Source organism: Legionella quateirensis (assembly GCF_001467955.1).
Lineage (GTDB): Bacteria > Pseudomonadota > Gammaproteobacteria > Legionellales > Legionellaceae > Legionella > Legionella quateirensis.
This window is the reverse complement of sequence record NZ_LNYR01000012.1, coordinates 663,669-683,802: the sequence shown is the minus strand read 5'-3', so window position 1 is coordinate 683,802 and position 20,134 is coordinate 663,669. Positions and strand designations below refer to the sequence as shown.

The following is a 20,134-nucleotide window of genomic DNA, read 5'->3' as shown; positions in this document are numbered from 1 at the left end:
CCGGATTTCGCTGTGCTTCATCCGGGCTACTTTTTGATTTTTTCCTTAGCCTGACGACTATGATCTGATCGAAATTAATTTGACTAGTACCATTTGTTTGAGAGAAATTTCAGCAAATTCTGAGCATTCATCTAAAAAATCAGCACCATGCAACACTGTGGCATGGTGCTGATTTTCAGGATTTATTCATCAACATAATCGTTGGCTGCTGCTGATTCATCTGCCTGAACATCTTGAGCATAGAGAGAACCATTGTCTTGTTCCGCTCCGGTAATCAGGTACGTTCTATGCTGTAAATAGGCATCACGAATAAATGAATATTGATCTAATGCTTCATTCATTAAACGTTCCGTTTCAAAAAGTTGTGAACGCAAGTCAACATATCTTAACCCAATCAATCCAAAGGCAAGAGCATCATTGTTCATATAAACATAAGGACTCCAGAGGGCGAATTGGAACAGCCATCCCGAGCCGTCTCTGACTGTACTGGGACCTAGGAAGGGTATGACAATATAGGGTGATTTTTTATCACCCCACTTGGCAAATGTAAGCCCTAAATCATTATAATGAGGGGGCAGTCCGAATTTATTGGCCACATCGAATATCCCAACCACACCAATGGTCGAGTTAATGGCAAAACGCCAAGAGTCCCTTATTGCCCATTTTCCTTTAGCTTGCAATATATCATTTGCAACAGTGGGTATCATATCGAGGTTATTAAATGCATTATCAACCCCTTTACGAACTACTGCAGGTACAACCGCAACATAAAGTTTTGTTGGGGGTTTTAACATGGTCGCATCAAAAGCCATATTAAAGTTATGAACTTTGCGATTAAATGGCTCATAAGGGTCTATGGGATTAGTCCCTTTATGAGCACATCCTGTTAACAATAAAGAACTCACCATAGTTGCACATGTTACAATTAAGCGCATAATTTTTTTCTAATTATTAGATACTTAAATCGATGTTACACCAGTTTATGATTCTTGCAAACAGCTCTTATGATAAGAAATTCGTAAGTCCTGTAACTATAAACCAGGATGGTCTAATCGTGTTTGAGGTATGAATTATCTTGATTGGATTTAAAACTTCATTAAAAAGGTAACTGGTCCATCGTTACACAGATGAACCTGCATGTTGGCTCCAAAACTTCCACATTCTGTCTTGGGATAGGCCTGATGAGCCATGCTCAATAATTGATCGAAGAGTTGTCGTCCCAGTTCAGGTGGTGCAGCATTTGAAAAGCTTGGCCGGAGGCCTTTTTGCGTATCAGCCATTAAAGTAAATTGCGGTACTAATAAAAGCCCTCCATTGACCTCTTTCAGACTTAAATTCATTTTGCCCTGGCCATCATCAAAAATACGGTAGTTGATGCACTTATCGAGCATACGTTTTAATTGATTCTCAGTATCATCAGGTTCGAATCCGCAAAGGATCATCAATCCTTGCTCTATTTTACCTATCGTAGTTTTATTTACTTCAACTCGCGCCTCGGTAACACGTTGAATAACCGTTAACATGCATCCAATCCTTGTTTCGAAATCTCTTTGGTCGCATAAATCAGCGCATCAATTATTCCAGACTCTCTGTCAGAATGCCCTGCATCGCGTACAATTCTAAGATTTGATGCGGGAATTGCCTGATGAAGCTCCCACGCACTGGCTAATGGGCTCACCAGATCAAATCGTCCGTGTACAATATAAGTGGGAATGTGTCTGATTTTATTCACTTGTGCCATCACCTGATTTTCTTCGATAAAATAATGATTATTGATGAAATGTGATTCCAGGGTAGCAAGAGCAAGGGCAAAATGAGGATCGCTGTATTGATCAATGACGTAGAGATGCGGTTGTAAACTGCTGCATCGTGCTTGCCATAGTGCCCAGTTTTTTGCAGCACTCATTCGAATCAGATCATTGGAACCTTGCAGACAATCTGCATAAAATTGCGGAACATTATGGAGCATGTTCTCTGGAACCAGACTAATAAATTCTTGCCAATAATCAGGGTAAACGAGACTTGCGCCATGTTTGTAGAACCAATCAATATCCTGTTGTCTGCCTAAAAAGATTTGATGCAACAGTAATGCTTTAATTTGTTGAGGGAATTTTTGGGCATAAAGTAATGCTAATAATGAGCCCCAGCCACCACCGCAAATTACAAACTCGGATAGCTTCAGGAAATCTCTAATTGCATCAATATCATCCAGCAGTAATGACGTAGTATTTTCTTTAATTTCAAGATGGGGAGTAGAACGTCCACAACCTCGTTGGTCAAACAGGATTATTCGATAACGCTGCGGATCAAAAAAACGTCTTAGATGCGGATCCGCTTCAGCCCCTGGTCCTGGATGCAGGACGATCACAGGAATTCCTTCCGGATTCCCTGTTTCTTCAACATAGAGTACATGGGGTTTGCTTACCATGATCTCATGTTGGGCATAAGGTTTAATTGCTGGGTAGAGGGAATGCATATTAGTCCTTTAGAATTTTTGTATATTATACTTTAATTAACTGCAATACAGAAATCACATTATTCTGCGCTCTGTATAGCTTTAAAGCAATAGCAGTGTCAGCTGAAATTTATATCAGAGACCTGAATATTACCTTTGTCTTTATGAGTTAAATTGAAGATAATGCGCTCTCTATGTTCGATTGGAATTAATTTATGATCATGACAGCACTCCTTAAAGGCTTGAATGAAAGACAATGTGAAGCTGTTACCGCACCTTTAAACAACATGTTGGTTTTGGCTGGCGCCGGGAGCGGTAAAACGCGAGTATTGGTAAGTCGTATTGCTTGGTTAATCGAAAAAGAACATCTTTCACCACATGGAATTCTGGCCGTAACTTTTACAAACAAGGCTGCTGGTGAAATGCGTACACGATTAAGCAGCATGCTGACTGCACCAATAATGGGGCTCTGGGTTGGAACATTCCATGGCTTATGTCACCGTTTGTTGCGTCGTCATTATCAGGAAGCTCGTTTACCAGAACAGTTCCATATTCTGGATTCTGAAGATCAGGCTCGAGTGATAAAAAGAGTCATCGCTTCGTTAAATCTGGATTCTGATCAATGGCCAGTAAAACAAGCCCAGTCTTTTATTAATGGCAGGAAAGATGAAGGTATAAGACCTCAACACGTGAATGCCTTATCTTATGGGCCAACAAAAACTTTGGTTGCAATCTATAGTGCCTATGAGCAGGCTTGTCAAACAGCTGGTGTTATTGATTTTGCAGAACTCTTATTGAGGACCCACGAATTATTGAGAGATAATCCGGAGATTCTGGCGCATTACCGGCAACGATTTCAGGCTATTCTGGTTGATGAGTTTCAGGATACCAATACGATCCAATACGCCTGGATACGTTTGCTTGCAGGGGATAATACTCCGGTATTGGCGGTAGGGGATGACGATCAATCCATTTATGGCTGGCGTGGCGCAAAGGTAGAAAACATTCAGAAATTTTCTACAGATTTTAAAGATACTCATATCATCAGATTAGAACAAAATTATCGCTCGACTGCGACCATTCTTGAAGCAGCTAATGCATTAATTACCAATAACAACTCACGTATGGGTAAAGACTTATGGACTGCTGGGAGCACTGGTGAAAAAATAATTGTATACAGTGCATTTAATGAGTTGGAAGAAGCCCGCTTTGTCGCAGAGCGGATTATGATGGAGATTAACCAGGGATGTAGCGCTGATGAAATTGCCATACTGTATCGTTCAAATGCGCAATCACGAGTATTAGAAGAAGCATTATTGCGTTCAGGGATTGCATACCGAATTTATGGCGGAGTACGATTTTTTGATAGGGCAGAGGTCAAAGATACTTTGGCATATCTGCGTTTGCTGGTGAATACCAATGATGACACGGCATTTGAGCGGGTAGTTAATTTCCCTACTCGTGGAATCGGCGAAAAAACACTGGAAGATTTGCGATATCATGCCAAAACAGAGCAGTGCTCATTATGGAATGCCGCGAAGCATCTTTTACAATCAGGGGAAATGGCACAGAGATCCGGTTCGTCCTTATCGCGATTTATTGAATTGATTGAACGATTACAGATTAAAACGGTCTCTATGGAATTGGATGAGCAATTATCAGAGGTCATTCAATTAAGTGGACTTTATGCACACTTTAGCAAAATTAAAGGGGATAAATCGGAGTCACGGCTCGATAACCTTCAGGAGTTAATTAATGCGGCCAAACAATTCCGATACGAGCAGGATGAAGAAGATGAACTACCTCTGGTCAATGCATTTTTAGCTCATGCATCACTTGAAGCCGGTGAGATGCAGGCGGAGGAACATGAACGCTACGTCCATTTAATGACCTTACATGCAGCCAAAGGCCTTGAATTTCCCATAGTATTTTTGGTCGGTATGGAAGAAGGGGTCTTTCCAGGAAAGCAATCTCTAGAAGAGCCGGGGCGTTTGGAAGAGGAGCGTCGGCTGTGTTATGTCGGAATGACTCGGGCTATGCGCAAACTGATCCTGTCCTATGCTGAAGTCCGGCGACAATATGGGCGAGAGGAATATCATAGACCATCACGTTTTTTACGTGAATTACCCGAACAACTGATAGATGAAGTGCGTGTCAAGGCACGATTTAAGCCTGGGACAAGTTCACGAAGTCCAATTCCTTCGGCAGCCGAATCTTCAGGAATACCGATGGGACAAAATGTCGTTCATGCAAAATTTGGACAAGGTGTTGTTCTTGCGGTTGAAGGAAGTGGCGCTCATACACGAGTGCAGGTTAAATTTAGTGAACATGGGGTAAAATGGCTGGTTTTGGCCTATGCTAATTTAACAGTTGTTGGTGAATGTTCTCATTTTTAAAGTAACGGTTGTACCCAGGTTAACGAAAAGAGCATTAGTCTTTGTAAGTATTCGTTATTTAATGTTGAATTTTTCTCTTGTCGATGCTAGGGTGCGACTGGCTAAAGAAACTGGATTCAATTAAAATTCAGTGCGGTAGTGAATCTATTTGAGTAAACTGCCGATATTAACTTAAATTATTAGTTAACCATTAATAAGGGGAATTGTGTGAAATTTTCAAAATTTTTAACCGCAGGAGCACTGGCAACTTCTTTAGTATCACCCATGACCATGGCCGCTGATGCTACAACCACCCCTATGTCTGATGCTCAAAAAAAAGAAATTGAAAAAATAGTTCATGATTATCTGGTCAGTAACCCGGAGGTTCTGTTGGAAGCTTCTCAAGCATTACAACAAAAGCAACAACAAAATATGCAACAGCAGGCACAGTCCGCAATATTGGAAAACGCAGATCAACTCTTTCAAAGTAAACTGACAACGGTGGGTAATGCCAAGGGATCTGTCACCATAGTAGAGTTTTTCGATTATCAATGCATTCACTGTAAAAAAATGTCTCCAATAATTGATAGTTTAGTTAAAAAAGATTCTGATTTAAGAGTAATTTATAAAGAATTCCCTATTTTTGGCAAAAGCTCTGAAATGGCTTCAAGAGCCGCTCTTGCTGCAGGCATGCAAGGTAAATATCAACCTATGCATGAGGCCTTATTGAAAATTGAAAAGCGTCTTGATGATCAATTAGTCATGGATGCTGCTAAATCATTAGGCTTGAATATGGATAAGCTGAAGAAAGACATGGACAGTAAAGATGTAACTGATATTCTGGAAGCGAATCGACAATTGGCTGAAAAATTACACTTGATGGGAACTCCTGCTTTTATCGTTGCATCTACTCCTGATGGCAAATTTAAAACGGGAACTGAGCCTTCATTTATTCCCGGTGCAGCAAGTGAAGAGTCATTACAGGAACTTATAAAGAAAGCAGCTGGAAACTAGAGTAATTCAGTAACCCATCTGAGTGATGCGGGATCTAAAACCGTTGTCCCGAACGAAATGAATTACCAAAAGTACTGATTTATTGAGACTATGTTGTGCGTAGTCTCAATAAATTTAATTCGGGTTGATGATATGTATCATCAAGCAATAAGATTATTCGGGGTGTTACGCTAAACCTCGTACTTGTTAATTTTGAGATTTTCATGACAAAACCAACTACATTTCAAGAAATCATATTAACGCTGCAGCAATATTGGGCTGCTCAAGGTTGTGTTTTGTTACAACCTCTGGATATGGAAGTTGGGGCAGGTACTTTTCATCCTGCAACTTTTTTAAGGGCTATTGGTCCTGAACCGTGGTCAGCGGCTTACGTGCAACCCTCCAGAAGACCTACTGATGGACGTTATGGTGAAAACCCCAATAGAGTTCAGCATTACTATCAATTTCAGGTAGTACTCAAACCTTCTCCTCTGGACATTCAGGAAAAATATCTTGATTCATTGCGCGCTTTGGGTGTTGATCCACTGGCGGATGATATTCGCTTTGTTGAGGATAACTGGGAGTCCCCAACATTGGGCGCATGGGGGTTAGGTTGGGAAGTCTGGCAAAATGGTATGGAGGTTTCTCAGTTTACCTATTTCCAACAGGTAGGTGGTTTGGCATGTAAACCCGTCACTGGCGAATTAACTTATGGACTTGAACGAATATCCATGTTTGTCTTGGGTGTTGATAATTTGTTTGAATTACCCTGGTGTAAAAATTCACAGGGTATTGTGACTTATGGTGATGTATTTCATCAAAATGAAGTTGAAATGTCGGCATATAATTTTGAGCATGCCAATGTTGAAGAATTATTTAAACAATTTGATTATTACGAAAGTGAGGCACAAAAACTGATTTCTTTGCAGCTGCCCCTTCCTGCTTATGAAATGGTAATGAAAGCTTCACATTCATTCAATTTACTTGATGCACGTAAAGCAATATCCGTTACTGAAAGACAACGTTTTATTCTTCGTGTAAGACAGCTTTCAAGAGCAGTAGCTCAGGCTTATTATCAAGCTCGAGAAGCTTTGGGCTTCCCTATGCAAAAGGTGTGTGATGGTCAATGATTTTATTTTTGAGTTAGGGTGCGAAGAGTTACCCTCAGCTGCAGTCTGGCCTTTGGCTGATGAATTTGCTAATCAATTACTCGCTGCATTAGATAAAGCGCAACTAAGTTATGGAGAAGTGAAACGATTCGCTACTCCGAGACGATTGGCTGTTGTAATTCGAGATTTACAGTCAGAGCAAGAAAGTCAGACGGTGACTCGTAAAGGACCAGCTGCGGTTGCAGCGTATGATAAGGATGGAAATCCTACTCCTGCATTAACAGGTTTTGCAAAATCCTGCGGTGTCTCTGTGGAAGCACTGACCCGAATTCAAACGGATAAGGGCGATTGGATGGTTTGTGACATTCAAAACACAGGTTCACAAACAAAGACCTTATTACCATCATTGGTTGCTCAATCCATAGCCTCTCTTCCTATTGCTAAACCCATGCGATGGGGTGATGGTGATGAAGAGTTTGCCAGACCCGTTCATTGGGCGGTAATGCTTTATGGTGATGAAGTTCTTGAGCATGAGATTCTTGGTGTTAAGTCTGGACGTGAAAGTCGTGGACATCGATTTCACCATCCACAAAAAATAAAAATAACCAACGCTCGAAGTTATGAAGATCAACTGCGTGAATCGTTTGTTATCGCTGATTTTGCAACGCGTCGAAGTATGATTCAAGAGCAAGTGAATCAATTAGCTGAGTCGCTACATGCCAGTGCAATTATGCCTGAAGATTTGGTTAATGAGGTCACCTCTATAGTGGAATGGCCTCAGGCATTAGTAGCTAATTTTGAAAAAGAGTTTCTGGATGTCCCGGCTGAAGCATTAATTGCTTCAATGCAATCTCATCAAAAATGTTTTGCCTTGAAGGATAAGCACGGTACATTGTTACCGCATTTTATTACAGTAGCGAATATAGCCAGTTCCAACCCTCAGCAGGTAGTAGCAGGTAATGAAAAAGTGATGCGTGCGAGATTAAGTGATGCCGCATTTTTTTTCAGACAGGATAAAAAGCAACCTTTAAGTGAACATATACCTTCAACAGAACAGGTAGTGTTTCAGGTAAAACTTGGAACTTTACATGATAAGGCGTTACGGGTAAAAGCGTTGATGCATCATTTAAGTCAGGCTCTTAATTTATCAATTAAGCAAGCAGAACGCGCTGCGATATTAAGTAAATGCGATCTGATGACGGGTATGGTTGGCGAGTTTCCTGAGTTACAAGGATTGATGGGTTATTATTATGCGTTAAATGACGGTGAAGACCTTACGGTGGCACACGCTTTGAACGAGCAATATATGCCTCGATTTGCTGCTGATATGCTTCCTGAATCAGGATTAGGACTGGCACTGTCATTAGCTGATAGAATCGATACATTAGTTGGTATTTTCGCTATTGGCCAAAAACCATCCGGAGTGAAAGATCCGTTCAAATTGCGACGACATGCTTTGGCTGTAGTCCGATTATTAATAGCGACACCTTTACCTCTTAATTTAGCTACATTGATTGATGAAGCCATAGTAAACTATGGCGATACGGTCAGTATGGATAAGACCGCTGCTCTTGAATTAAAGGTATTTATCCTTGAGAGACTGCAATCCTATTATCAAGGCCAGGGAGTGAGTGCTGATCTGGTACAAGCTGTACGTGCTCGACAGGACGACTGGCTCTATGATTTGGATTTGCGACTGAATGCTTTGAAACTTTTTATTACCCTGCCTGAAGCCGCATCGCTTTCTGCCGCATGTAAACGGGTGAATAATCTATTGGCTCATGCAGACAAAAGCGATTTGGAAGCGGAGATCAATGTCAATATTCTAGAGGAAGGGGCCGAAAAAGCACTGTATACTCATATAAAATCGGTAACAGAATCTACTGATTCTTTATATAGAGATGCCAACTATGGTTCATTGCTTAAACAGTTAGCCAGCCTTAAAGAGCCTGTAGATGCATTTTTTGATCATGTAATGGTTATGGTAGAAGATACGGCAGTGAAAAAGAATCGTCTGGCCTTGTTATCAAAATTAAATAATTTACTACAAGGCGTTGCTGATATTTCAATGTTACAGTTGTTATGACTCAATTAATTTTACTGGATCGTGACGGTATAATAAATCAGGACTCACTACACTATATAAAGTGTGTAGATGAGTTCATCCTGATTCCTGATAGCGTAGAAGCTATTGCTCGTCTGAGCAAGGCAGGATACGCCATTGGTGTGGCTACCAATCAGTCAGGTGTTTCCAGAGGACTTTATACCGAAGATGAACTGGCAGCAATTCACTTGAAAATGATTCTGGCAGTCCAATCTGCTGGTGGCAAGATTGATGCGATTGAATATTGCATACATCTTCCATCAGAGCATTGTTGTTGTCGTAAACCAAATCCTGGAATGTTGTTGGCCTTAGCTAAAAGGTTTAATTGTTCTCTTGAGAATGTTCCTTTTATTGGTGATCGAGTATCTGATATTGAGGCTGCATATGCAGCTGGAGCAAGTCCGGTTATGGTGTTGTCTTCGATGACTGATCTTATCGGATTAAATGCATATCCTGAGGTGCCTGTCTACAATTCCCTGGCAGAGTATGTCGATCAGTTTTTGTCGCAATCATGAGTGCTATAACAACAGTTGGATATGAACGCGAGGAATTGAGAGAGGAAGCAGCTCTTCTGGCAAAGCAACTTGATTTTACTCTGGATAAAGAAGCCGCTACCTGTTTGTATGTAACTTCAAATAAGTTGGCTTTGAAAATACCCAATTTCTCACTTTTATCTGCAGATTTTAGTGCGTCGACCTGGAATAAAAGACGATCGGAGGGGAAAAAACAAGGTCTAATTCGTGCTTGTAAGCCTGCTCAAGGCGTTAAAATCCTGGATGCTACAGCAGGGTGGGGAAGAGATTCTGCGATTTTAGCCAGTTTTGGGGCACAGGTTGTAATGTTGGAGCGTAACCCGCTAATGGCTGCATTGTTATCCGATGCAATTCTCCATCAGAATGAGTTGGACAAACAAAAGTTAAAGGTATCACTTTATGCTTCTGATGCTCGTTTTTATTTAAATAATCTTGCCGATATGGATTATCCAGACGTTATTTATATCGATCCCATGCATCCACAGCGTACTAAATCGGCTCTGGTTAAAAAAGACATGCAGGCGTTACAGCAGATGATCGGAACTGATGAAGATGCATTAGACTTAATAAAAGTGGCCATATCTCATGCAAGACAAAGAGTTGTTGTAAAATGGCCACAAAAAATAAAACCTTTGATGGTGCCTGATAGCAGCATCGAAGGTAAGACTGTTCGATTTGATATCTATTTTAATAAAACAGGTTAAGTTATCCACGATATAATTGCCGCATAAGTAACTATACGGCTATCCTACTGTTCGGCTTCCTTACAGTCGCGGCTTGGTTATTTTGCCGTTGAATAAATGTAATGTCATACTCAGTACATTTAACCAAACTCTTCAAGTTCTTCTCTTAATCGCTTTTCTTCAAATAAATCTTCTATTTTTCTGCGTCGTTCCAATTTTGTAGAAGGACTTGGTTCTGGAATAACTGGTGCTGCCTCACTTACATCTTCAATATCTGTATCAAAGTCATCAAAACCACGAGTACTCATAGCCATCTCCCTAGCCAACCCGTTGAATTCCATTTCTGTAAAAGGAGTTGCAACATTAATTATTGATAATAGTTATCTTATAAAATATTCATATATTATAATAAGATACGAAAATTATTGTATCAACTTTGCCGTTGATTGCCTATAAAAAATAGCAGATTTTAGCTGTTTGGGACAGTGGAATTTTTTGTACAGAGTTGTGTGAGATAAATGTCACAGCTCTCTCGTCTTGAGTCCGAGAAAACTGTGATTGATGACCTTTGAAATAGATAGGAATTCTGGGCAGGTTAAACTCTAAATCTATTACTTAGGAGCTGCTCCTGTTCGTTCTTCTTCCACTTCCTGCTCTTCTTCTTTTTCTTCTGGAGGTGGATTTGCCTTATATTGTTCTTTAATATCCTTTATAGCAGCTTTTACTGTATCATTTTTTGCTGATTTGACTACAGGTGTGGGTATACTTGAAAGTTCCTGTTTTATTTCAGCCGCTCTTTGACTTATCCTTTTATAAGATTCAGGATCGTCTTTAAATATTTCTTCAAGCTTGAGTTCTTTACCTGACTTGTCGCGAATCTCAATTTTACCTAGTTCAAAACCAGCTCTTACAGATCCTTCAACAGCCTGTTTTGCTCTTTCCATCAACGTTTCTTTATTTTCAATTTCAATAGTCCAGGTGATCTTATCGTTGCCTTGAGCTCTAATCATTTGCGACACTAATAAAAAATCGGTAAGCGGTTTTTGCGCCAGGCTCTGGTAATATCTGGGACTTAACATGTCAAAGTGAAATCTAAATACACCAGGTTGAGGCTGTTCAATTTTCATCCCGGTCATCGATTTAAAGGCTTTTATATCTTCCAATTTGGCGTAAGCCAGTTTCGCTTTAATTTCAGTATCGGAATAAGTGGCAATACCATTTCTGGATCCATTAGCAGGAAGTGGATGTTTGGCTCTATTTTCTTCTGCAATTTGTTCAAGCATTGCAACGTTGTCTGCATTAGCCCTGCGTAGTGTTTCGATCAATCCCATTTGCTTGTATTCTTCAGCCGAAGCTTGATGAAGCTTATTGATTGCTTCAGTGGTGGATTTATCAAATTCAGCTAATTGCTTTTTGTGTGATGCAGAAAGATCATTAAGCATACTGGTTTTAAGATCGCCTATTCGTTTATCCGCATCCGTATCAGTTTTAGCAATGTTGTATGCCTTCATTAAATTGTCTTTAAAATCGTTGTCATCAAATTGAGCAGTTAACATTTGTTTATCAAGATCTTGTTGCGCTACAATAGCTGTTCTTGATTTATCAATATAGTATTTAAATGTACCTATTATATCTTCTGCGCCAAACTTTCCACCGGGAATTTGCTTTACCAAGTCTTTGAATGTTGCTAAATTCTCATTAAATTTCTTCATCGCTTTTTCATAAGCATCGCTGGGTACCAGAACTTCAGCGATTTTGTTTTTTACCTCTTTAGCTGCATTGGCTGCATCTGGATTTGAGTTGTCATTTATTTTATCAAGAAGTGACGCTCCGTATGGCCCTTTAGATTTAACGGGTATCTCATCATTATCCGAATTTCTTTGTTTATCCAGTGTTTTAAAAGCGCCACTTGCAAACGTGAGATTATTTCCCAGACCGATTAGATTTCGGTAGGTTTGACCGAGATTGTCAAGGGCAGTAGGCGTCAGTTTATTTACATATTCATTGGAAAATAGATGTTTCCCAATTAATGGTATTCTTGATAGTAGTGGGCCTGGCATAGTGTTCACCTAATAACTGGATGAGTTATTTGAAGTATAACATGGTTTAATTAAGAAAAAATTAAGTTAATTATCAGTAAATACCCCCTCAAATTCGAGGGGGTATATTGACCTTAAATTGGGCAGTTGGATCTATTGTAAGACCCGTCTGCACTGATTATTAATGTTATGATTACCAGGCAGGTATTGCTGCATCACCGAACAGTTTTTTGGCTTTGTCTTTGACTTCATCTGAATTCAGAGCTTTGACAAATAATTCCAGCTGAGGTCTCTTTTGGGTATCCTTGCGTATCACGATAATATTGGCATAAGGAGAGTCTTTACCCTCTGTATACAATGCATCTTTGCTTGGATTTAAACCTGCAGGCAGAGCAAATGTGGTGTTGATGACTGCTGCAGCAACATCAGGTAGTACTCTAGGCAATTGAGCTGCATCCATTTCTTTAAATTGTAATTTCTTTGGATTGCTTTCTAAGCTTGGCACACCCGCATTGGTCGCATCTTTTAATGTAATTAAATGAGAATCTTCCAACAATAAAAAGGCACGCATTTCATTACTGGGATCATTAGGTACCGCAATAATACTGTTCTCGGGAATATCTTCCAGAGATTTGTATTTTTTGGAATAAATACCCATTGGATAGACAAAGGTTCTTCCTATAGCTTGCAGATTATAACCATGCGCTAGAATTGCAGCTTTCAGATAAGGTAAATGCTGGTATACATTGGCATCCAGGCTACCATCTTGCAGGGCTTCATTAGGCAGATTGTAATCATTGAACTCAACAATTTTTATGGTTAAGCCATAGTCTTTTTCAGCTACTTCTTTAGCTGTTTCAATGAGTTCCGTTTCAGGCCCAGCTATGGTTCCTATGACCAGTGTATTCGGAGAGGGTTTGCTGCTACAGGCAACCAGACTTAATATTAAAACCAGATAACTTAGAATTCGCATTATGAATCTCTCAATTAGTGATGTAAAAACCGTTTTGCCAAATAGTCTCCACCCATTTGCATGAGCTGAACTAAAATTATTAAAACAACTACTGTTGAAAACATGATACCGGCGTTAAAGCGTTGATATCCATAGTTAATTGCTAATGTTCCTAATCCACCAGCTCCAACCGTTCCTGCCATCGCAGAATAATTTACTAGAGTAATTGCAGTTACAGTGATCGCATGGATTAGGCCAGGTTTTGCTTCAGGCAATAAGATATGATAGATAATCTGACCTGTGCTGGCTCCCATCGCATAACCCGTTTCGATCAGGCCAGAAGGTAAACTTTGGTATACATTATCTACCAGGCGTGCAAAAAATGGGGTAGCTCCGAGAGTTAAGGGTACTATTGCTGCATTCATTCCGATAGAGGTACCCACTATGAGACGAGTTAATGGAATTATAGCTACTAACAAAATAATAAAAGGGATAGAACGAAATACATTAATTATTGCGGAAAGTATTTTATGCATCTTGGGATTGGGTTTGATACGTTTACTTGAATAAAGCAACGTGCCTAAAGGCAATCCCAGCAGTACTGCAAAAAATGTGCTGGTGATCACCATATACAGTGTTTCACCGGTTGCATTGAGTAAATCATATACCATCGGGTAGGACATAACCTAAGATCTCCACAGTTAAATCGACTTGTTTACAGCGCTCCAGGAATGCGTCGAGCAATAATGGGTTTGCAGTTAACTCAACGACCAGGACTCCGCAGGTGACCGAATCGAAACGATCGATATTTGCCAGTAAAATATTGATGTCGATATTTAACTCACGACTGGTTTGGCTTATAAAAGGAACGGTTGCTTCTTCACCCTGGAAAAATAATCGAAGCAAAGGTTTTTCAGTTGCATATCCAGCCAGTCTGCTGGTCAGGCATGTAGGTAGTTCCGGGCTGAGTTGAGCATAAAGCATCGTGCGCGCCAAACTGTCCTGGTTGTTAAATACATTCGATAGGGCAGTAGTCTCGATTATTGAGCCATTGACCATAACAGCCAGTCTGCTGCATATTCGTTTCACTACATCCATTTCATGGGTAATTATGACGATGGTAATTCCGTATAAAGTGTTGATTTTTTTTAATAAGCTCAGAATTGAATCAGTTGTTTCAGGATCAAGGGCTGAGGTTGCTTCATCACAAAGTAGGATTTTAGGAGAACAGCTTAATGCGCGTGCGATAGCTACCCGTTGTTTTTGTCCACCGCTGAGTTGTGAAGGGTAAGCATTTCTTTTATCTGTTAATTCTACTATAGGCAACAGCTCATTAATTTTTGTACTAATGGACTCTTCATCCATACCTTGAATGCGCATGGGCAGTGCAATATTGTCATAAACATTTTTAGAATTTAACAGGTTAAAATGTTGGAAAATCATGGCGATTTTATGACGAGCCAATGCTAAGTCCTTTCTGGACATATTCATCAAGTTTTGTCCGTCAATGAGGACATCGCCATGGTCAGGCCGTTCCAGTAAATTAATACAGCGTAATAAAGTAGATTTCCCAGCACCACTTTTACCAATGATGCCAAAAATTTCACCTTCCTGAATAAATAAATTAATATCTTGAAGGGCTGGTTTGCCTGAGAAAGATTTAGTTACTCCACACAATTCAATCATAACAATAACCTGGAATATGCTGCGGAAGACTTAGAGGGATATAATAGACTGCCCGCTTTAGCCGTATTTTCAAAAAAGTTAACTCTTTTGAGCGTCCGCAAGCTGAGTTTTCAAATCGACGCTGGTTGATATTATACACAATCTGACTATGTATACAAAGTATTATCCTGAATTCACCAATTAAATAAAGATATAGACCGAAATAATGTCCTCTTATTGTATCAAACGAATCGCTTGATTAACGCAAGCGCAGGACGTTATTTCGGTTTCGATCTTAAATGCGACTAAATTATAATTAACTCTTCAACTCGTTACGATTTTTAAAATATTCCAAGGCATGAGGATTAGCCAGAGATTGTAAATTCTGCACAGGTAGGTCATGAACAACCTGTCTAACCGCTACTTCAACGATTTTTCCACTGATTGTACGCGGAATATCTGTAACCTGGAGTATTTTGGCGGGCACATGCCTGGGGGAGGCATTTTCACTAATGGTGTGTTTAATGGATTGAATCAACTCTTCATCGAGAATTGTCCCTTCGCGTAATTTAACAAATAGAACTATACGCACATCATCCTGCCAATCCTGTCCGATGACTATACTGTCTATAACTGCTTCTACCTTTTCAACCTGTCTATAGATTTCAGCAGTACCTATTCGAACTCCGCCAGGATTTAATACTGCATCAGAGCGTCCATAAATGATCAGGCCATCGTGTTCTGAAATCTCGGCAAAATCACCATGAGCCCATACACCAGGAAAACGGGCAAAATAGGCATTGGTGTAGGCTACTTTATCTTTATCATTCCAAAATCCAACAGGCATGGATGGAAAAGGTTTCGTGCAGACTAATTCACCGCGGGTTTGACGTACTGAATGTTCTTCTTCATCAAATACATCTACGGCCATACCTAAACCAATACACTGCAACTCGCCTCGATATACAGGAAGTATCGGGTTACCCAAGGCAAAGCAGGAGATAATGTCAGTACCACCAGAAATTGAACTGAGCTGGACGTCATTTTTAATATGTTCGTAAACAAAATCATAATTTTTGTGAAGTAATGGTGAGCCTGTAGAGAGAATGCATCTCAGTTGAGAGAGGTTGCATTCTTCTTTTGGCTTGACGCCTGCTTTTTCAATGGAAGAAATGAATTTTGCGCTGGTACCAAAAACGGTAATGCGTTTTTCATCAATTAATTTGAATAATCGATTGGTCTCAGGATAAGTGGGTGAACCTTCATATAAAGTGAGAGTAACACCAAGTGCCAGAGCGGAAACAGTCCAATTCCACATCATCCAGCCACAGGTTGTATAAAAACATAAATTATCGGTATCACGTAGATCGGTGTGCAATCCCAATTCTTTAATATGTTGTATTAGTGTTCCTCCAGCTCCATGGATAATGCATTTGGGTTTTCCAGTAGTACCTGATGAAAACAGTATATAAACCGGATGATCAAAAGGGAGTGATTCAAACTCGCACTCTGTGGCGGGTTTTATAAAGTCCTTCCAATATAAAGCATTGGGTATGTCCGTAAAATTAATCTCTTCATGGATGTTGGGGCAAACCACGATTTGTACTAAGGACGAAATCGCTTTTTTTAATTGAACAATTTTTTCAGCACCGCTGTGGATTTTTCCCTGATATTGATGTCCATCACAAATAAACAGTACCTTGGGTTCGATTTGTCCCAATCGGTCAATTGCTGCTTGTGCTCCAAAATCAGGTGAGCATGAAGACCAGACAGCACCTATTGAGGTCGTTGCCAACATGGCGATAATTGTTAACGGAATGTTAGGCATCAGAGCAGCAACTCTGTCGCCGGCAACAACACCTATCGCTTTAAGCCCAGCAGCGCATTGAGCAACGTGATCATATAATTGTTCATAGCTGATTACTTGTTGTTTATTATCCTCGTTAACGCTGATTATTGCTGGATGATCATCTCTGCGTGATAACAGCTTTTGTGCAAAATTAAATCGAGCGCCACTAAACCAACGCGCATCCAGCATGGTTTCATAGTAATTGAGTATCTGATGGGGTGGGGTATCGAAAGTCAGTTTAAAAAAATCGCATAAAGTTTGCCAGAATGATTCGGGATGTTTGATAGACCAGGAGTGGAGATCCTGGTAGTTTTCGAATATTTGACAATTCTGTTGTGCTGCGAACAGCATAAATTGTCCCATGCGCGTATTTTGTGGGTTTTTAGGAGTCCATACTATTTCATTCATGAATTGTTCTCTCTTGCTTCCTACTTCCCTGAATTGTCCTTTGGGCGGCAATCAGGCCAGGATGAGTCGTGTTAATTAATTACAGGGATTCGCCAGTAACGCATTTGCGACTTTGGATTGATTTTTACGTCCCAAAATCTTACAAATCATATCTCCGGCCGCTACGATTTTAAATATATCTACCCCGGTATTTATTCCTAAACCGTGCATTAAATAAAGCACATCTTCGGTAGCAACGTTACCGCTTGCTCCTCGGGCATACGGACAGCCACCAAGACCGGCAACGGAGCTGTCGAAACGGTACACACCGTGATGTAGGGATGCGTATATATTGGCGATTGCCTGACCGTAGGTATCATGAAAGTGCATGGCTAACTGGCCTAACGGGATGAGTTTTAGAACCTTATCCAATACTAATTGGGTTTGTCTGGGAGTTCCTACGCCTATAGTATCGCCGAGCGAAATTTCGTCCACGCCCAGATCAAGTAACTTTTGAGTGACTTCAGCAACCATTTCTGGTTTTACTTCACCCTGATATGGGCAACCCAGAACACAGGAAATATAACCTCTGACTTTGATTTCGTTGGCTTTAGCCAGTTCAAGGACGGGTTTGAATCGTTCAATACTTTCCTGAATGGAACAATTGATGTTTCTTTGGTTAAATAATTCACTTGCCGCTGTGAATACTGCAATCTCGCGAACACCGGCTTCCAGCGCTTTCATCATTCCGCGTTCATTGGGAACAAGTGCTGAATAAGATACAGAGGGATCTTTCATAATCGATCGATACACCAGTTCGCCATCTGCTAATTGCGGTATTGCTTTAGGGGATACGAAGCTGGTTGTTTCAATATGTTTTAGACCTGTTTGACTGAGTTTATTGATGAGATCAATTTTGTGTTCAGTGGATACAAAGGATGACTCATTTTGCAGGCCATCACGAGGTCCTACTTCTATAATTGTCACGTGTTGTGGATAGTCCATAATAATCTCAGTAGTTTATGACTCAGATTCACTGAGTGAAAGCAATTCCGCCCCTTCATTTACCTGTGCACCCACTGTATAGAATATATCTAACAGCACTCCATCGACAGGAGCATGAATAGTGTGCTCCATTTTCATTGCTTCCAGAACAATTAAACGCTCACCTGCTTTAACCGGTTCACCCGCTTTTTTCAGAATAGCAACAACTGTTGCCGGCATTGGGGCTGTTAATTGGCCTTTATGCAACGTTGTATGCGCGTCCAGTTTATTCCAACGAAATCGTTCAATACTTATCTGGCCCCGTTCAGAATATATGGTTAAATACGAATCCTTATTTTCAACAGTGACTTGATATTGATGTCGGTCCGTTTCGATTTTTAGATGGTTGTTATCAAGCTGAGTGGTTATAACCTGTTCATTATTATTTAAGTTGAGTTTGAAACTCGTTCTGTCAATCGGTGTAATAAGGGCTTCAGTAACGGTTCCTTCATGTTGATAACGCCATATCCAGTGTCCCTGAGTATGCATTTGCCAAGCAAAAGAGTCTTTAAGCAGAGGATCTTTGATGTTATTTACGGTATTCACATAATCATATGCAATTGCCATTTTTAACGCTGATTGTCGATCTGGAGTTGATAAGTTAATCTGTTCATTACTTAAAAAATCGGTACTTAGCTCGGCTTTTTTAAATTTGGGGTGACGGCAGATAGCTTGCAAAAATGGGATGTTGGTTTTAACTCCCCCAATGAAATAATGTGAGAGTGCCTGATTCAAACGTTGAAGTGCTTCTTCTCTATTCTGTCCCCATGCGATCAGTTTGGCGATCATGGGATCATAATACATGGTAATCTGAGAATTAAGCTTCACACCAGTATCAATACGAAGTCCATCTCCAGAAGGCTCTTGAAGAAAATTCAATTGTCCAATGGATGGGATAAAACCATTAAAGGGATCTTCGGCATAGATACGACATTCGATTGCATGTCCTTTGGCGATAATGTCACTTTGATCCAGGGGAAGGTGCTCATTAGCCGCGATTTTAAATTGCCAGGCAACCAGATCAATCCCGGTAATCATTTCTGTCACTGGATGTTCGACCTGGAGTCTGGTATTCATTTCCATAAAATAGAACTGATCTGTGTCATCTACCAGAAACTCGACTGTACCTGCGCCTCTATAATGAATAGAACGTGCCACTTCGCATGCTGCATCAGCCAATCTTTTTCGCATGGAATCAGTTAAATTGGGAGCAGGGGCTTCTTCAATTATTTTTTGATGCCGTCGTTGAATCGAACAATCCCTTTCAAAAAGATGAACAACAGCTCCGTGATTGTCCGCGATGATTTGTAATTCAACGTGACGAGGATTGAGTACCAGTTTTTCAATGATCATCGTGTCATCAGCAAAACTGGCCAGAGACTCTCTTTTAGCTCCTGCTAGACTATCACTGAATTCGGCTTCACTATAAACGGATCTCATTCCTTTACCGCCACCGCCATTGGCTGCTTTTATCAGTACAGGAAAACCAATTGATCGTGCTTCGGCCAGTAGTTTTTCTTCTGACTGCTCAAGGCCATGGTAACCTGGGGTTAACGGCACATTGGTTTTTTCAAGGAGCTGTTTTGCTAACTGTTTTGAAGCCATAGCCTCCATTGCTTCAATAGACGGTCCTATAAAGATAATTCCTGCCTGTTCACAGGCTTTCGCAAATCCGGGATTTTCAGATAAAAAACCATAGCCAGGGTGAATTGCTTCAGCGCCGCTCTCTTTTGCGGCTTGAATAATATGATCTATATTCAAATAGCTGTCTTTTGCAGCGGCTTCACCAACGTAACAGGCGCTATCAGCCAATTGTACATGCAAACTGTTTTGGTCTGCGGATGAGTAAATTGCTACGGTATGAATCCCCATGGATCGCGCAGTTTTAATGATTCTGCAGGCTATCTCACCTCTATTAGCAATTAGAATTTTATTAAACATGCAAG

At 40.4% G+C, this 20,134-nt stretch carries 17 protein-coding genes; 6 read left to right on the top strand and 11 right to left on the bottom strand.

Features of this window, described 5'->3' with window-relative positions:
• Positions 1 to 182: 182 nt before the first annotated feature.
• The 3 genes from Lqua_RS07445 to pip all read right to left on the bottom strand — a co-directional run bounded on the left by Lqua_RS07445 (position 183) and on the right by pip (position 2,476).
• Complete coding sequence (locus Lqua_RS07445; protein WP_058473638.1) at positions 183 to 935, bottom strand: MlaA family lipoprotein; 753 nt, start codon at positions 933 to 935, stop codon at positions 183 to 185.
• A gap of 150 nt (positions 936 to 1,085) precedes the next feature.
• A complete protein-coding gene (gene dtd / locus Lqua_RS07440) occupies positions 1,086 to 1,523 on the bottom strand; it encodes a D-aminoacyl-tRNA deacylase (protein ID WP_058473637.1) in 438 nt (145 codons plus the stop codon).
• Positions 1,517 to 2,476 (bottom strand): prolyl aminopeptidase, encoded by a 960-nt coding sequence (gene pip, locus Lqua_RS07435; protein WP_058473636.1) that lies wholly within the window; start codon positions 2,474 to 2,476, stop codon positions 1,517 to 1,519. Before pip ends, dtd begins: the two co-directional genes overlap by 7 nt.
• Positions 2,477 to 2,670: 194 nt before the next feature.
• Here pip and uvrD point away from each other — a divergent pair, with 194 nt between their 5' ends.
• From uvrD to Lqua_RS07405, 6 genes are all read left to right on the top strand, one after another.
• The gene (uvrD, locus tag Lqua_RS07430) at positions 2,671 to 4,851 is read left to right on the top strand and encodes a DNA helicase II (protein WP_058473635.1); all 2,181 of its coding nucleotides are present in this window, start codon (positions 2,671 to 2,673) and stop codon (positions 4,849 to 4,851) included.
• 207 nt (positions 4,852 to 5,058) lie between these two features.
• Entirely contained in the window at positions 5,059 to 5,844 is a 786-nt protein-coding gene (locus tag Lqua_RS07425) for a DsbA family protein (protein WP_058473634.1), read from the top strand.
• A gap of 203 nt (positions 5,845 to 6,047) precedes the next feature.
• On the top strand, positions 6,048 to 6,953 hold the full coding sequence (gene glyQ, locus Lqua_RS07420; protein WP_058473633.1) for a glycine--tRNA ligase subunit alpha: 906 nt from the start codon (positions 6,048 to 6,050) through the stop codon (positions 6,951 to 6,953).
• Entirely contained in the window at positions 6,943 to 9,018 is a 2,076-nt protein-coding gene (gene glyS, locus Lqua_RS07415; RefSeq protein ID WP_058473632.1) for a glycine--tRNA ligase subunit beta, read from the top strand. The genes glyQ and glyS overlap by 11 nt, the downstream gene beginning before the upstream one ends.
• Positions 9,015 to 9,551, top strand: coding sequence for a D-glycero-beta-D-manno-heptose 1,7-bisphosphate 7-phosphatase (gmhB, locus tag Lqua_RS07410; protein WP_058473631.1), 537 nt, complete (start codon positions 9,015 to 9,017; stop codon positions 9,549 to 9,551). Before glyS ends, gmhB begins: the two co-directional genes overlap by 4 nt.
• The gene (locus Lqua_RS07405) at positions 9,548 to 10,273 is read left to right on the top strand and encodes a class I SAM-dependent methyltransferase (protein WP_058473630.1); all 726 of its coding nucleotides are present in this window, start codon (positions 9,548 to 9,550) and stop codon (positions 10,271 to 10,273) included. Before gmhB ends, Lqua_RS07405 begins: the two co-directional genes overlap by 4 nt.
• 119 nt (positions 10,274 to 10,392) lie before the next feature.
• Here the strand turns inward: Lqua_RS07405 and Lqua_RS18435 are convergent, their stop codons facing one another.
• From Lqua_RS18435 to Lqua_RS07370, 8 genes are all read right to left on the bottom strand, one after another.
• Entirely contained in the window at positions 10,393 to 10,560 is a 168-nt protein-coding gene (locus tag Lqua_RS18435; protein ID WP_165483187.1) for a PA3496 family putative envelope integrity protein, read from the bottom strand.
• Positions 10,561 to 10,863: 303 nt separating this feature from the next.
• A complete protein-coding gene (locus Lqua_RS07400) occupies positions 10,864 to 12,312 on the bottom strand; it encodes an HAD family hydrolase (RefSeq protein ID WP_058473629.1) in 1,449 nt (482 codons plus the stop codon).
• A 172-nt stretch (positions 12,313 to 12,484) separates the two neighbouring features.
• On the bottom strand, positions 12,485 to 13,264 hold the full coding sequence (locus Lqua_RS07395; protein WP_058473628.1) for a MetQ/NlpA family ABC transporter substrate-binding protein: 780 nt from the start codon (positions 13,262 to 13,264) through the stop codon (positions 12,485 to 12,487).
• A 14-nt stretch (positions 13,265 to 13,278) separates the two neighbouring features.
• Positions 13,279 to 13,926 carry a methionine ABC transporter permease gene (locus Lqua_RS07390; protein WP_058473627.1) on the bottom strand — a complete coding sequence of 216 codons (648 nt, stop codon included), beginning with the start codon at positions 13,924 to 13,926 and terminating at the stop codon, positions 13,279 to 13,281.
• On the bottom strand, positions 13,904 to 14,929 hold the full coding sequence (locus Lqua_RS07385) for a methionine ABC transporter ATP-binding protein (protein WP_058473626.1): 1,026 nt from the start codon (positions 14,927 to 14,929) through the stop codon (positions 13,904 to 13,906). The genes Lqua_RS07390 and Lqua_RS07385 overlap by 23 nt, the downstream gene beginning before the upstream one ends.
• Positions 14,930 to 15,224: 295 nt before the next feature.
• Positions 15,225 to 17,165, bottom strand: a complete 1,941-nt coding sequence (locus Lqua_RS07380) for an acetoacetate--CoA ligase (RefSeq protein ID WP_058473625.1) — start codon at positions 17,163 to 17,165, stop codon at positions 15,225 to 15,227.
• 75 nt (positions 17,166 to 17,240) lie between these two features.
• Complete coding sequence (locus tag Lqua_RS07375) at positions 17,241 to 18,149, bottom strand: hydroxymethylglutaryl-CoA lyase (RefSeq protein ID WP_058473624.1); 909 nt, start codon at positions 18,147 to 18,149, stop codon at positions 17,241 to 17,243.
• 15 nt (positions 18,150 to 18,164) lie between these two features.
• Positions 18,165 to 20,129 (bottom strand): acetyl/propionyl/methylcrotonyl-CoA carboxylase subunit alpha, encoded by a 1,965-nt coding sequence (locus Lqua_RS07370; protein WP_058473623.1) that lies wholly within the window; start codon positions 20,127 to 20,129, stop codon positions 18,165 to 18,167.
• Between the last annotated feature and the right edge of the window lie 5 nt (positions 20,130 to 20,134).

What these genes read in the sequence shown, in the direction of transcription:
- Lqua_RS07405 (WP_058473630.1), top strand. Translation starts at nt 9,548, where the DNA reads ATGAGTGCTATAACAACAGTTGGATATGAACGCGAGGAATTGAGAGAG.
- Lqua_RS07445 (WP_058473638.1), bottom strand. Translation starts at nt 935, where the DNA reads ATGCGCTTAATTGTAACATGTGCAACTATGGTGAGTTCTTTATTGTTA.
- Lqua_RS18435 (WP_165483187.1), bottom strand. Translation starts at nt 10,560, where the DNA reads ATGAGTACTCGTGGTTTTGATGACTTTGATACAGATATTGAAGATGTA.
- glyS (WP_058473632.1), top strand. Translation starts at nt 6,943, where the DNA reads ATGGTCAATGATTTTATTTTTGAGTTAGGGTGCGAAGAGTTACCCTCA.
- gmhB (WP_058473631.1), top strand. Translation starts at nt 9,015, where the DNA reads ATGACTCAATTAATTTTACTGGATCGTGACGGTATAATAAATCAGGAC.
- Lqua_RS07395 (WP_058473628.1), bottom strand. Translation starts at nt 13,264, where the DNA reads ATGCGAATTCTAAGTTATCTGGTTTTAATATTAAGTCTGGTTGCCTGT.
- uvrD (WP_058473635.1), top strand. Translation starts at nt 2,671, where the DNA reads ATGATCATGACAGCACTCCTTAAAGGCTTGAATGAAAGACAATGTGAA.
- Lqua_RS07380 (WP_058473625.1), bottom strand. Translation starts at nt 17,165, where the DNA reads ATGAATGAAATAGTATGGACTCCTAAAAACCCACAAAATACGCGCATG.
- pip (WP_058473636.1), bottom strand. Translation starts at nt 2,476, where the DNA reads ATGCATTCCCTCTACCCAGCAATTAAACCTTATGCCCAACATGAGATC.
- Lqua_RS07400 (WP_058473629.1), bottom strand. Translation starts at nt 12,312, where the DNA reads ATGCCAGGCCCACTACTATCAAGAATACCATTAATTGGGAAACATCTA.
- Lqua_RS07385 (WP_058473626.1), bottom strand. Translation starts at nt 14,929, where the DNA reads ATGATTGAATTGTGTGGAGTAACTAAATCTTTCTCAGGCAAACCAGCC.
- Lqua_RS07370 (WP_058473623.1), bottom strand. Translation starts at nt 20,129, where the DNA reads ATGTTTAATAAAATTCTAATTGCTAATAGAGGTGAGATAGCCTGCAGA.
- Lqua_RS07375 (WP_058473624.1), bottom strand. Translation starts at nt 18,149, where the DNA reads ATGGACTATCCACAACACGTGACAATTATAGAAGTAGGACCTCGTGAT.
- dtd (WP_058473637.1), bottom strand. Translation starts at nt 1,523, where the DNA reads ATGTTAACGGTTATTCAACGTGTTACCGAGGCGCGAGTTGAAGTAAAT.
- Lqua_RS07390 (WP_058473627.1), bottom strand. Translation starts at nt 13,926, where the DNA reads ATGTCCTACCCGATGGTATATGATTTACTCAATGCAACCGGTGAAACA.
- glyQ (WP_058473633.1), top strand. Translation starts at nt 6,048, where the DNA reads ATGACAAAACCAACTACATTTCAAGAAATCATATTAACGCTGCAGCAA.